This window comes from Nocardia sp. NPDC020380 (genome assembly GCF_044386975.1).
Taxonomy (GTDB): Bacteria; Actinomycetota; Actinomycetes; order Mycobacteriales; family Mycobacteriaceae; genus Nocardia.
Window position 1 is genome coordinate 504825 of sequence record NZ_JBIRVQ010000006.1, and the last position, 12460, is coordinate 517284.

The following is a 12460-nucleotide window of genomic DNA, read 5'->3' on the forward strand; positions in this document are numbered from 1 at the left end:
TCGGTGAGGCGAGCCGTATTTGCCGAGGTATCGCCCGGCTCCTTGCACTGATTTTCGCCGTCTGATTCGTCCGGCCGCGACCCGCCCGGACCTCGTGCCGGGGCCGGGCGTGGCGCCTGCAAAACCCAACCACTCAGGTTCGCGGCCCGCCCCGGTTCTGGACCGAGTGGAGCGGGGGAGCGCAGCGGAGGAGCGGAGGGAGGGAAGAACCGGGGTAACGAGGGCCGCGAACAGCCGGAGCGAAGCGGAGGCAAATAATACAGTCGGGAACCGGAGATCCCGGGGCCGAATTTGAAAGCGGAGGAACAATGACCCGCATTGCGATCATCGGAGGCGGCCCCGCCGGCTACGAGGCGGCGCTGGTAGCGGCACAGCACGGGGCGCCGGTCACGCTGATCGACAGTGACGGCATCGGCGGCGCGTGTGTGCTGTGGGATTGTGTGCCGTCGAAGACTTTCATCGCCTCCACCGGCGTGCGCACGGATCTGCGGCGGGCCCGGGATCTGGGCATCACCGTGCATCCGTCGCAGGCGCAGGTGCGGCTGGCCGAGGTGAATTCGCGCGTGAAGGCGCTCGCGCAGGCGCAGTCGTCCGATATCCGGGCGAAGCTGCAGACCGCGGGTGTGACCGTGCTGTCGGGCAAGGGCGAGCTGATCGATCAGGCGCCGGGCCTGGCCACCCACCTGGTGAAGGCCACCCTGGCCGACGGTCAGGAGCGGCTCATCGAGGCCGAGGTGGTGTTGCTGGCGACCGGCGCCAGCCCGCGCGTGCTGCCGGGCGCGGAGCCGGACGGTGAGCGAATCCTCAACTGGCGTCAGCTCTATGACCTCAAGGAGCTGCCGGAGACCCTGGTGGTGGTCGGTTCCGGTGTGACCGGCGCCGAATTCGTCTCGGCCTATACCGAGATGGGCGTGAAGGTGAAGCTGGTCTCCTCCCGCGACCGCGTGCTGCCCGGCGAGGACGCCGATGCCGCGCTGGTGCTGGAGGACGCGCTGGCCGAGCGTGGTGTGGAACTGGTGAAGCATGCCCGCGCGGACGCGGTGGAGCGCACCGCGGACGGCATCGTGGTGAAGCTGTCCGACGGCCGCACCGCGACCGGTACGCATGCGCTGATGACGGTCGGTTCGGTGCCGAACACCGAGGGCCTGGGCCTGGCGCGGCTGGGCATCGAGCTGGACAAGGGCGGTTACCTGCGGGTGGACCGGGTTTCGCGGACCAGCGCGCCCGGCGTGTACGCGGCCGGTGACTGCACGGGCCTGCTGCCGCTGGCGTCGGTGGCGGCCATGCAGGGCCGCATCGCGATGTATCACGCGCTGGGCGAGGGTGTGCAGCCGATTCGCTTGAAGACCGTTGCGTCCGCGGTGTTCACGCGCCCGGAGATCGCGACGGTCGGTGTCTCGCAGACGGCGATCGACAACGGCGAGGTGCCGGCGCGCACGGTGATGCTGCCGTTGAACACCAATCCGCGGGCGAAGATGTCGGGTCTGCGGCGTGGTTTCGTGAAGATCTTCTGCCGTCCGGCGACGGGTGTGGTGATCGGTGGCGTGGTGGTGGCGCCGATCGCGTCGGAGCTGATCCTGCCGATCGCGCTGGCGGTGCAGAACAATCTCACGGTGAACGATCTGGCACAGACGTTCTCGGTGTATCCGTCGCTGACGGGTTCGGTGACGGAGGCGGCGCGTCAGCTCATGCGGCACGACGATCTCGACTAGCGGGATCGGCCTTTTCGCGAGCTTTGTGACGTGTTCGTGTTGCTCTGTTGTCTCCCTTGTGATTCACTTCGCGCGGAAGCGATCGACAGGGCGGTCGCGAGTGGCGTAGCGGGGGAAGGGATTACGTACCCCCGTCTCGGGGCTCCTATCTGCCTTTGTCCAGGTCGCACCGACGAGGGACGAAGGAAGAAGCGAAACGTGAAGCACCGCAAGCCGAGTCGGATCAAGGCGAGCACTTCTCTGACGTTGGCCGGTGCGGCAGCGGTGGTGTCTCTGCTGTCCGCGCCCGCGAACGCCGCCCCCGCCGATCCCGGCGTGGTTCCGGCCGATCAGCAGCAGCCCGGGGATCAGCCCCCCACCACCGATCCGGCCGTTCCGGCCCCGGATCCGAGCGTGGGCGCGAATCCGGCGCCGAAGCCGGACAAGTCGCAGCCGGCCGTGAATTCGCAGCCGGGCGTGACCACCCCGGGTGCGCCGACGGTGGATCCCAATGCGCCCAAGCAGGATCCGGGTCAGCCGCAGGGCGCCACGCAGCCCGAGGGCCCGAATGCCCCGAAGACGACGGATCCGAATGCGCCCAAGGCGGATCCGAACGCCCCGCAGCAGGCCGGTGTCGGTCCGCAGCAGGCGAATCCGCCCAAGACCCTGAACCCGTCGCAGCCGGGCGTGACCGTGCCGCGTGAGGCGCCGCTGCCGGTGCCGGGTCAGGCCGTGCCGGTGCAGGTGCAGCAGCAGCCGGGTCAGCAGACGGTGCCGAACCCGTCGGTGCCGAACCAGCAGCCGGGTCAGCAGCAGCCGAACCAGCAGCAGCCGCAGCAGCCGGGTCAGGCCGAGCCCGCGATCAACAACCAGAAGCCGCACCAGGATCCGGACTCCACCGTGGTCGCCCCGGCGGTCGTGGAGACCCCGAAGTGGCAGGCCCCGGCGGTGAACACCGCTCCGGCGGCGCCGGTGGTGCAGATGAACGGCCCGCACACCGAGGTGGGCGCGAACATCGACGGTGGCGCGCTGGCGCCGGGCTGGGCGGCCAACACCCACCACTTCAGCAATCTGGACGGATACGTCGGCACGGTGGGCTACACCACGCCGGGTGGTTCGAACGAGGCCGGTGTCTCGCTGGACTTCACCACGGTCAACCGCATCAAGGTGACGGCCTTCGCCGGCACCGGTGCGGACAACGACCAGAAGATGGAGTTCGTGCTCGACACCACGCTGCCGAACGAGGCCAAGGCGAATGCCGAGAACTGGATCCGCCTGATGCCGGGTGGCGCCACCGTCCTGGATGCCGCGGCCCAGATTGGTAAGCTCCCGGCTGGCGAGTACCCCGCACAGACGGTCGACGTCGGCGGCCTGACCACGCAGGTGGGCGGTTCGGTCCAGAACTGAACTCCGGGCCTGGGGAGGTACCGGTAGAAGCAGAGTCGCGTGGGGCGGTCGTGAGCGACGACCGCCCCACGCGTGTGTGGCGACAGGTGTGGCGAAAGGACGGGTGATGGTTTCCGGCAAGGACGACGCCGCGGATCGCCCGGAGCATGTTTCCGGGTCCGAGGCGGGTGCATCCGGCTCGGCGCAGCCGGAGTCCGAGTTCGGTCCGTCGCTGAACGATTTCGGCCCCGCCATGAACGAATTCGGGCCGTCCCTGCAGGGTTTCGGGCCCGCGCCGGAGTCGGGTGCGCCGGGCTGGGCGCCGGCTCCGGGGGCGCAGAGCCCGGATCTGTCGTGGGCTCCGGCCACGGGCGGGACCGGGCCGGAGGTCGGCTGGTCGCCGGCGCCGGCCGCGCCGGGGCCCGAGGTGGCCTGGTCGCCGGCGCCCGCCGCGCCGAACCCCGAGCTCGCGTGGCGCCCGGCCGAGGGTGGCGCGCAGCTCCCGGCGACGGGTCAGTTTCCGCCGGTCGCGGATCCGGAGCAGACGGTGAAGTTCGGCGCCGCGGCGGCCACGCCGTTCGGTGAGCAGGTGACGGAGCAGGTTGCCGCCCAGGGGAATTCGCAGCCGGAGGAGTCCGGCGGGGAGCCGACCTCCTGGTGGCGTTCGGCGCCGTCGGGTTTTCCGCCCGTGCCACCGCCCGAATCCGGTGATCCGCGGGAGTCGCTGTCCTGGGCCGATGATCCGATCGCGCAGGCGCTGACGCCGAAAGCGCCGCCGCCGCAACAGAAGCCCGGGAAATCGAAGGGCAAGATCGCGGCGATCGCGGGCGGCGTGGTCGCGGTGCTGGCGATCGCGGGTGGTGTGGGCTTCGCGGTGACGCGCGGCGGCGGGGACAAGGATGCCACGCCCGCGGCGGTGGCCAGCACCAAGCCGTCGGTGACCGGCACCTCGGCGGGCACCACGCCGGCCGAGCTGAGTTGCCCGGCCAAGCACGACGGCCCGCTGACCATCGGTAACGGCCCGGGCGGGATCGGCAGCGGGGTGGATGCGATTCTCGGCTTCCAGCACGCGTTCTACGGTGATCGCAGCGGTGTGAAGGCGCGGTCGTTCGTGGCGCCGGATTCGCCGACGGTGTCGCCGGCGGAGACCATTCAGCAGGCGATCGACACGGTGATTCCGGCGGGTACCAGCTATTGCCTGCGGATCGTCGAAACGGGTCCGGAGGCCTACGACGCGGATCTCACCGAGCATCGCCCGGACGGTACGACCACGGTGTACCGGCAGCGCATCACGACCGTGACCCGCGACGGTAAGCACCTGATCTTCTCCATCGACGAACGCTGACGTCCTGCCCCGGCCGGCCCGGCCGGGGCCAGTTCCCGATCGGTGGACCGATCGTCTCGGAATATGGGATTCTGATTTCATATTCTGAACGGGATGTGACAGGGTGGAATTTCGCATACCCCGGCGTTCCTTCGGAGGTGTTTCATGTCCGCGACCATCCCGCCGCTGTCGCGGCGGCTCGACGGCATGCAGAGTTCGGCCATTCGCGATCTGCTCAAGCTGACCTCGCGCGCCGACATCATCGGCCTGGCCGGCGGCCTGCCGGACACCGAACTCATGCCGCGGGATCGGATCGCGGTAGCCGCGCAGGCCGCGCTCGCGGACCGGTCCCGCCTGCAGTACACCGAATCGCCGGGCTGGGGCCCGCTGCGCGAGGTGCTGGCGGTGCGGGAATCGGCGCGCATCGGCCGCCCGGTCGATATCGACGAGGTGTTCGTGACGCACGGCTCGCAGCAGGCGCTGTCGCTGTTGGCCGAGGTGTTGCTGGACCCGGGTGCGTTGGTCGTCTGCGAGGATCCCGCGTATGTCGGTGCGCTGCAGGTGTTCCGGGCCGCGGGCGCGCGGATCGAGGCCGTGCCGCTGGACGCCGAGGGCATGCGCCTGGACGCGCTGCGTGAACTGCTCTCGGCGGGGGAGCGGCCCGCGGTCGTCCACACCGTCAGCAACTTCCACAATCCCGGTGGCGTCACGCTGAGCTCGGCGCGCCGGCGTGAACTCGCGGAACTGGCCGAGACGTACGGCTTCTGGGTGATCGAGGACGATCCGTACGGTGAGCTGTGGTTCGATCGCCCGTCGCCGGAGCCGGTGGCGGCCTACTCGCGCAATGTGATTCGGCTGTCGAGCGTGTCGAAGATCCTGGCCCCCAGCCTGCGCGTGGGCTGGATGGTCGCGCCCACCGAGGTCTGCCGGGCCGTCGAACTGCTGAAGCAGGGCGCGGATCTGTGCGGTTCGGCGCTGACGCAGCAGATCGCCGCGGACCTGTTGTCGGATACGGATTGGCTTGCCGCGCATGTCGATTCGGTGCGCACGGTGTACGGCGAACGGGCGCGTGCCCTGGTCGGCGCGGTGCGGGAGCGGTTCGGCGATCGCGTGGTGAGCACGGACGCGGCCGGCGGCATGTTCGTGTGGGTCGACTTCACCGACGGCACCGATACCCAGGCCATGCTGCCGCGGGCGCTGGATGCGGGCGTCGCCTATGTGCCCGGCGGCGCCTTCGCCGTGTCGACGGACTATTCGCACTCCATGCGACTCTGCTTCACCACCTCTGACCAGGTAATTCTCCGGGAGGCCGTGGACCGGCTGGCGAAGGCTCACGAGCAGTAGCCGGCAGGTGTGTGTGACGGTGAGCCCCGTCACATAACGGTTTTATAACGGCGAAGTCGGGTAGACCAGTCTGGGTTATGACTGCGAACCTGATGATCGTGGAGGACGACGACCGCGTCCGGGCAGCCCTGCGGCTGGCCATGGAGGACGAGGGCTACGACGTCGCCGAGGCAGAGGAAGCGGAGGTCGCGCTCGAGCAGCTGCGCGAGCACGGCGCACCGGACGTGGTCATCATCGACCTGATGCTCGGTGACATGGACGGATTCACCTGTATCCGGGAGATCCGCAAGGACCACGACGTCCCGATCATCGTGGTCAGCGCCCGGGACGACACCCACGATGTGGTCGCCGCGCTGGAGGCCGGCGCGGACGACTTCATCACCAAGCCCTTCGAGGTCAAGGAGATCACCGCCCGCATGCGCGCAGTGCGCCGCCGCATGCATGCCGGTGCTGCCGGCCAAGCGGATTCGCTACGGGCTTTCAACCGCGCTGACGAGCGTGCTGCCGATGACACCGAGGACCGCGAGATCACCACCATGGTCCTCGACGACCACGGCGACGCGTCCCTGATCCTGTCCCCGGACAGCGGCACCGTGCGCCGTGGCGACGACGAAATCCATCTGACCCTCACCGAATACCGCCTGCTCTGCGAGCTGGCCGAATCGCCGGGCCGGGTGCTGAGCCGCGCCGGTCTGCTCGAACGCGTCTGGGACCGTGGGTTTTTCGGTGACGAGCGCATTGTCGACGTCCATATCCGCCGCCTGCGCACCAAGATCGAGCGCGATCCGTCGGACCCGCACCTGGTCGTGACCGTACGCGGTCTCGGTTACCGGCTCGACCCGCAACGGTGATCGCGGAGCGTTTCCGGGCGCGGGCGCCCCAGACCTTGCGTGGCCGTGTGGTTTTCGCGTTCGCGCTGAGCACCGGCCTGGTGTCGTTCGTGCTGGCCCTGTTCATGTTCGTGGTGGGCGTGGATTACGCGGGTGACCGGCACGGCCGCCCGACGGTGGGGCTGGCCTTCGTGCTGATCTGCGGGGCCATCGTCGCGACCGGTATCGGTGCGGCGCTGGGCTTCTGGGCGAGCCGGCGGGTGCTGGAGCCGCTGGGCCGGCTGGCGGGCGCGGCGACCCGGATCGCGTCCGGGGAGCTGGGCACCCGGTTGCCGCGTCCGGTGGATCGGGACCTGTCGCCGACCGTGGACGCCTTCAACAGCATGGTCGATTCGCTGCATCGCCGGATCGAGCGGGAGCGCCGGCTGGTCGGTGATGTGAGCCACGAGTTGCGTACCCCGCTGACCACTCTGGTCACCAGTGTCGATGTATTGCGAAGACATGAAGACGAATTGCCGGAGCGTTCCCGCCGGGCGCTGGGGCTGGTCGGCGAGGAGCTCGATCATCTGCGGCGGACCCTGGACGACATGCTGGCGCTGGCCCGGGTAGAGGCGGGCGTGCACGCCGGTGATGCCGAGCCGCTGGCGCTGGGCGAGCTGCTCACGCATACGCTCGCCGGCCGCAAGCACGCCCTCGAATTACTGACTGTCACAGAGGAGGCGGTGGTCAGTGGTCGCAAGCTGGAACTCGAACGCGCGGTGGCGAATCTGCTGGACAATGCCGTGCGGCACGGTGGCGGCATCGTGGCGGTGACGGTGTGCCGGGCCGGTGGCGACGCCTTGATCATGATCGACGATGCCGGGCCCGGGGTGCCGCAGGCGGAGCGGGAGCGCATCTTCGAGCGTTTCGCGACCGTGCGGGCCGGTCGGCGGAATGCGAGCGGTACCGGGATCGGCCTGGCCCTGGTGGCCGAGACTGTCTCGGTGCACGGCGGCCGGGTGGAGTGCGGGGATCGGCCGGGCGGTGGTGCGCGCTTCATGATTCGACTGCCGGTCGTAACACAACGGTAATGATCTCGACCGGTCGGTCTCAAGATTGGCCCGACAGGCTGAATAGGTCATGCAGACACAATTCAGCCAATTCCCCGTAGCAATCGAGCAAATACGCCCCGACCGGCCACGCACGTGGTCGACCTCGACAAACGATTCGTCTCCCGTCATCCGGCCGCCCCTGGTCGAAGACGGAGCCGACATCTGGCACATCGCGCGCGATTCCGGTGTGCTGGACGCGAATTCGAGTTATGCCTATCTGATGTGGTGCCGGGACTTCGCCGCAACGTCCGTGGTCACCGAAATCGGCCGCACCGTGGCCGGATTCGTCATCGGATACCGGCGACCGCAGGAGCCGGGCACGCTGTTCGTCTGGCAGGTGGCGGTCGACCACGCCTACCGCGGCTTCGGCCTCGGCGTGGGCATGCTGGAAAGCCTGCTGGACAACCTTGCCGGACAGGGCATTTCAGCGCTGGAGACCACCATCTCCCCGGACAATGCGGCCTCGATCGCCATGTTCGCCGCGCTCGCCCGCCGCCGCGGCGCGGTCATGACCGACCGCCCGCTGTTCGAGAGTCACACCTTCCCCGACCCACACGAGTCGGAACGCCTGTACCGCATCACCCCGATGGACCCGGAGGAACTGCGATGACCAGCACCGATATGACGATCTTCGACCATGTCGAATCGAATGTGCGCGGCTACTGCCGCTCCTGGCCGACGGTGTTCGACACCGCCAGCGGCGCCTGGCTGCACGACGAGAGCGGCCGCGACTACCTCGACTTCTTCGCCGGCGCGGGCGCCCTCAACTACGGCCACAACAATCCGGTGCTGAAACGATCACTGCTGGAATACCTTTCCGGTGACGGCATCACGCACGGCCTGGACATGTCGACGGTGGCCAAGCGCGAACTGCTGGAAACCCTGCAGCGCACCGTGCTGATGCCGCGCGGCCTCGACTACAAGGTGCAGTTCCCCGGCCCCACCGGCGCGAACGCCGTGGAGGCCGCGCTCAAACTGGCGCGCAAGGTGACCGGCCGCACCGACATCCTCAACTTCACCAATGCCTTCCACGGCATGACACTGGGCGCGCTGGCGGTGACCGGCAATGCCGGGAAGCGCGCGGGCGCCGGTGTGCCGCTGTCGCATTCGGCGGCCATGCCCTACGACGGCTACCTCGACGACTCCGACGGCCTGGAGTGGATGGAGCGCGCCCTCGACGACACCTCCTCCGGCGTCGACCTGCCGGCCGCGGTCATCGTGGAGACCGTGCAGGGTGAGGGCGGCGTCAATGTGGCGCGGCCGGAATGGCTGCGCCGGCTGTCGGAACTGTGTGCGGCGCGTGGCATCCTGCTGATCGTCGACGATGTGCAGATGGGTTGCGGCCGTACGGGGCCGTTCTTCTCCTTCGAATCCGCGGGCATCACGCCCGATATCGTCACGCTGTCGAAGTCGATCGGCGGTTACGGACTGCCGATGGCGCTGGTCCTCATGCGCCCCGAACTCGACCAGTGGGCGCCCGGCGAGCACAACGGCACCTTCCGTGGCAACAATCCGGCGTTCGTCACGGCAAACACCGCGCTGCAGCACTACTGGTCCGACAGCGGCCTGGAGACCGCGACCCTGGTGAAGGGGGAGCAGGTGCAGCGCGCCCTCTCCGGCCTGTCCGCCGTGCACTCCGGCCTGTCCACCCGCGGCCGCGGCCTGGTGCAGGGCCTGGTCTTCGACGATGCGTCCAGCGCCGGCAAGGTCTCCCGCGTCGCCTTCGACCACGGCCTGCTGGTGGAGACCTCCGGCCCGCAGGACGAAGTGGTGAAACTGCTGCCCCCGCTGACCATCACGGCCGACGAACTGGATCACGGACTCGAGATACTCGCCGCGGCAGTCGATGTCGTGTGCGAGGGAAAGTGACACTGACATGATCGTGCGCACCACCGCCGAAATCACCGGTACCTCCCGCGATGTCGCGGGCGCGGGCTGGCGCAGCAAACGCATCGTGCTGGGCGGGGACGGGGTCGGGTTCTCCTTCCACGAGACCACCATCGAGGCCGGCACCGTCCACGAATTCCACTACCGGCACCACGTCGAGGCGGTCTGGCTCGTCGAGGGCGAGGGCACGCTCGTCGACCTCGACAACAAGACGGCGTATCAGCTGGCGCCCGGATCCATGTACCTGCTGGACGGGCACGAACGGCATCAGGTCGAGGCACGCACCACCATGCGCATGATGTGCGTCTTCAATCCGCCGGTCACCGGCCGCGAAGTACACGACGAGAACGGCGTCTACCCGCTGGTGGCCGCCGCCGGACAGTAGCGAGGTGACGTGAATGACGTTGTCCGACAACACACCCTCATCGACAACTACCCGACCCGCGGCGCGGCGCCGGCGCGGCATATCGAGCGGGTCGACCCGGTGGTGTGGGGCCGCGTGGACACGCCCGCGCCGGTGACCTTCGACCATGCCGGTCACACCGTGCTCGACGGCCTGCTGACCCCCGCCGAGGTGGCCGAATTCGCGGCCGAGAGCCAGTGAACTGCCAATGATTCGACCTCTGGCCGGGTCAGCGGCCGCACCACCACGCCGGTCGCCCCGAGATCGGTGAATGCGGCGTGTCTCGTGTCAGACTTGGCTAGGTTCGTGCTCGAGAAGGGAGGCAGTGGTGAATGTCGTGTCCTGGCCCGATCGTCTGCTGACGCTGAACGACTGGATCGCGCTTCCTGAGGACAACAGTCGCTGGTATGAGCTGGTCGAGGGGGTGTTGGTCGTTTCGCCGAGACCTGTCGCGAAGCATCAGCGCGCGGTGTGGCGCCTGACCGCGCAACTCGAGCCACAGTTGCCGGAAGAACTGGGTGTGCTTCCTGAGGTCGAGTTGGTTATCGAACCGGGCACTCCCTCGACCGTGCGGGTACCTGATGTGCTCGTCGGCGCCGCCGAGGGCATCGAGGCGAACCTGGCGCGCTGGGCGCCTGCGGATGTGATTCTGGTGGTCGAAATCCTTTCTGACGGAACGAAACGCACGGATCGAGTCACCAAGCTGGCCGAGTATGCCGAGGTCGGAATCGAGTACTACTGGCTCGTCGATCTCGACGAGCCGGTGACTCTGACCGCATTCCATCTGATCGACGAGCACTATGAGAACGTCGGCGAACAGACCGGCCGAGCGCGGCTCGATCTGGCCGGCCAGCCGGTGATCGTCGACTTGCCGGGCTTGACGGGTGCACGCGCCGCCGACTGACTACACCCAGTCGTAGGTGCGCTCCACGGCCTTGTTCCATTCGTGCATGAGTGCGTCGCGGGTGGGCGCGGACATGGCGGAGGTCCAGCGCTTGTCCTCCGCCCAGTTGGCGCGGATATCGTCCGTGCCGGCCCAGTAACCCACAGCCAGCCCGGCGGCGTAAGCCGCACCGAGAGCGGTGGTTTCGGTGACCACCGGCCGGACCACCGGGGCATCGAGGATATCGGCCTGGAACTGCATGAGCAGTTCGTTCACCACCATGCCGCCGTCCACCTTCAGTGTCACCTTCTCCACATCCAGGTGCTGGGCGGCGGAGTCGGCGCGCATGGCGTCGATGACCTCGCGGGTCTGGAATGCGGTGGCCTCCAGCACGGCTCGCGCGATGTGACCGCGATTGACGAAGCGGGTGAGGCCCGCGAACACGCCACGGGCATCGGGGCGCCAGCGCGGGGCGAAGAGGCCGGAGAAGGCGGGCACGATGTAGCAGCCGCCATTGTCGTCGACGGTGCGGGCCAGCGGTTCGATCTCGTCGGCGTTCGCGATCATGCCGAGGTTGTCGCGCAGCCACTGCACCAGCGAGCCGGTCACCGCGATCGAACCCTCCAGCGCGTACACGGCGGGCTGATCGCCGAGCCGGTAACAGACCGTGGTGAGCAGGCCGTGCTCACTGAACACGGGCGTGGTGCCGGTGTTCATGAGCATGAAATTGCCGGTGCCGTAAGTGTTCTTGGTGTCGCCCGGCGACAGGCAGGCCTGGCCGAAGGTGGCGGCCTGCTGATCGCCGAGGATCCCCGCGACCGGCACGCCCCGCAGTGGCCCGGAGGTGATGTCCCCGTACACCTCCGAGGACGAGCGGATCTCCGGCAGCATGGCCACCGGCACCCCGAACTCCGCGCAGATCTCCGGATCCCATTGCAGCGTGCGCAGATCCATGAGCATGGTGCGGGACGCATTGGTGACATCGGTGAGGTGCTGCCCGGTGAGATTCCACAGGATCCAGCTGTCGATGGTGCCGAAGCACAGTTCACCGGCCTCGGCGCGGGCATGCGCACCGGGCACCCGATCCAGGATCCAGCGCAGCTTCGGCCCGGCGAAGTAGGTCGACAGCGGCAGTCCGGTGCGGGCGGCATACCGGTTCGGCCCCGCGTCGCCCGCCAGCTCGACGGTGAGATCGGCAGTGCGGGTGTCCTGCCAGACGATGGCATGGTGAATCGGCTTGCCGGTGGCGCGTTCCCACACGACGGTGGTCTCCCGCTGATTCGTGACGCCCACCGCCACGATGTCCGCGGACCCGATGCCGCAGTTGCGCAGCGCCTCGTCGATCACGGATTCGGTATTGCGCCAGATGGTTTCGGCATCATGCTCGACCCAGCCGGGCTGCGGGAAGATCTGCTCGTGCTCGCGTTGCGCGACACCGGCTATTCGCCCCTGCTGGTCGAAGACGATGCACCGACTGGACGTCGTACCTTGATCGATGGCAGCCACGAAGCGACGCATTGCAGCAGGCTACTGCACGACAGTCGTTCCATGGGCGATTAGTGTGGGTTACGGTTGCTATCGGATAGCCAGGGAGCGTTTACGAGACGAGCGCCGCGCCGGC

12 protein-coding genes are annotated in these 12460 nt (G+C 68.4%); 11 read left to right on the plus strand and 1 reads right to left on the minus strand.

The window, feature by feature from the left end:
- Nucleotides 1-308 precede the first annotated feature (308 nt).
- From ACH438_RS19015 to ACH438_RS19065, 11 genes are all read left to right on the plus strand, one after another.
- On the plus strand, nt 309-1712 hold the full coding sequence (locus ACH438_RS19015) for an NAD(P)H-quinone dehydrogenase (protein ID WP_397006859.1): 1404 nt from the start codon (nt 309-311) through the stop codon (nt 1710-1712).
- Between the two features lie 198 nt (nt 1713-1910).
- Complete coding sequence (locus ACH438_RS19020; RefSeq protein ID WP_397006861.1) at nt 1911-3098, plus strand: hypothetical protein; 1188 nt, start codon at nt 1911-1913, stop codon at nt 3096-3098.
- Nucleotides 3099-3204: 106 nt separating this feature from the next.
- The gene (locus tag ACH438_RS19025) at nt 3205-4422 is read left to right on the plus strand and encodes a hypothetical protein (protein ID WP_397006863.1); all 1218 of its coding nucleotides are present in this window, start codon (nt 3205-3207) and stop codon (nt 4420-4422) included.
- Between the two features lie 144 nt (nt 4423-4566).
- Nucleotides 4567-5745, plus strand: a complete 1179-nt coding sequence (locus ACH438_RS19030) for a PLP-dependent aminotransferase family protein (RefSeq protein ID WP_397006865.1) — start codon at nt 4567-4569, stop codon at nt 5743-5745.
- Nucleotides 5746-5822: 77 nt separating this feature from the next.
- Nucleotides 5823-6596 (plus strand): response regulator transcription factor, encoded by a 774-nt coding sequence (locus tag ACH438_RS19035; RefSeq protein WP_397006867.1) that lies wholly within the window; start codon nt 5823-5825, stop codon nt 6594-6596.
- Between the two features lie 47 nt (nt 6597-6643).
- Nucleotides 6644-7645 (plus strand): sensor histidine kinase, encoded by a 1002-nt coding sequence (locus ACH438_RS19040; protein WP_397006869.1) that lies wholly within the window; start codon nt 6644-6646, stop codon nt 7643-7645.
- A 49-nt stretch (nt 7646-7694) separates the two neighbouring features.
- The gene (gene ectA / locus ACH438_RS19045) at nt 7695-8276 is read left to right on the plus strand and encodes a diaminobutyrate acetyltransferase (RefSeq protein ID WP_397006871.1); all 582 of its coding nucleotides are present in this window, start codon (nt 7695-7697) and stop codon (nt 8274-8276) included.
- The gene (ectB, locus tag ACH438_RS19050) at nt 8273-9535 is read left to right on the plus strand and encodes a diaminobutyrate--2-oxoglutarate transaminase (protein ID WP_397006873.1); all 1263 of its coding nucleotides are present in this window, start codon (nt 8273-8275) and stop codon (nt 9533-9535) included. The genes ectA and ectB overlap by 4 nt, the downstream gene beginning before the upstream one ends.
- A 7-nt stretch (nt 9536-9542) precedes the next feature.
- A complete protein-coding gene (locus ACH438_RS19055) occupies nt 9543-9938 on the plus strand; it encodes an ectoine synthase (RefSeq protein ID WP_397006875.1) in 396 nt (131 codons plus the stop codon).
- A 9-nt stretch (nt 9939-9947) separates the two neighbouring features.
- Nucleotides 9948-10157, plus strand: a complete 210-nt coding sequence (locus ACH438_RS19060; protein WP_397006877.1) for a hypothetical protein — start codon at nt 9948-9950, stop codon at nt 10155-10157.
- 127 nt (nt 10158-10284) lie between these two features.
- Nucleotides 10285-10860: a Uma2 family endonuclease gene (locus tag ACH438_RS19065; RefSeq protein WP_397006879.1), complete on the plus strand. Its 576-nt coding sequence runs from the start codon at nt 10285-10287 to the stop codon at nt 10858-10860.
- On the opposite strand, the gene glpK is transcribed toward ACH438_RS19065, so the two are convergent.
- Nucleotides 10861-12357 (minus strand): glycerol kinase GlpK, encoded by a 1497-nt coding sequence (gene glpK, locus ACH438_RS19070; protein ID WP_397006881.1) that lies wholly within the window; start codon nt 12355-12357, stop codon nt 10861-10863.
- Nucleotides 12358-12460: the final 103 nt, after the last annotated feature.

Bases quoted from the DNA above. Each gene is read 5' to 3' on its own strand.
- ACH438_RS19015 (WP_397006859.1), top strand. From the start codon at position 309: ATGACCCGCATTGCGATCATCGGAGGCGGCCCCGCCGGCTACGAGGCG.
- ACH438_RS19025 (WP_397006863.1), top strand. From the start codon at position 3,205: ATGGTTTCCGGCAAGGACGACGCCGCGGATCGCCCGGAGCATGTTTCC.
- ACH438_RS19030 (WP_397006865.1), top strand. From the start codon at position 4,567: ATGTCCGCGACCATCCCGCCGCTGTCGCGGCGGCTCGACGGCATGCAG.
- ACH438_RS19035 (WP_397006867.1), top strand. From the start codon at position 5,823: ATGACTGCGAACCTGATGATCGTGGAGGACGACGACCGCGTCCGGGCA.
- ectA (WP_397006871.1), top strand. From the start codon at position 7,695: ATGCAGACACAATTCAGCCAATTCCCCGTAGCAATCGAGCAAATACGC.
- ectB (WP_397006873.1), top strand. From the start codon at position 8,273: ATGACCAGCACCGATATGACGATCTTCGACCATGTCGAATCGAATGTG.
- ACH438_RS19055 (WP_397006875.1), top strand. From the start codon at position 9,543: ATGATCGTGCGCACCACCGCCGAAATCACCGGTACCTCCCGCGATGTC.
- glpK (WP_397006881.1), bottom strand. From the start codon at position 12,357: ATGCGTCGCTTCGTGGCTGCCATCGATCAAGGTACGACGTCCAGTCGG.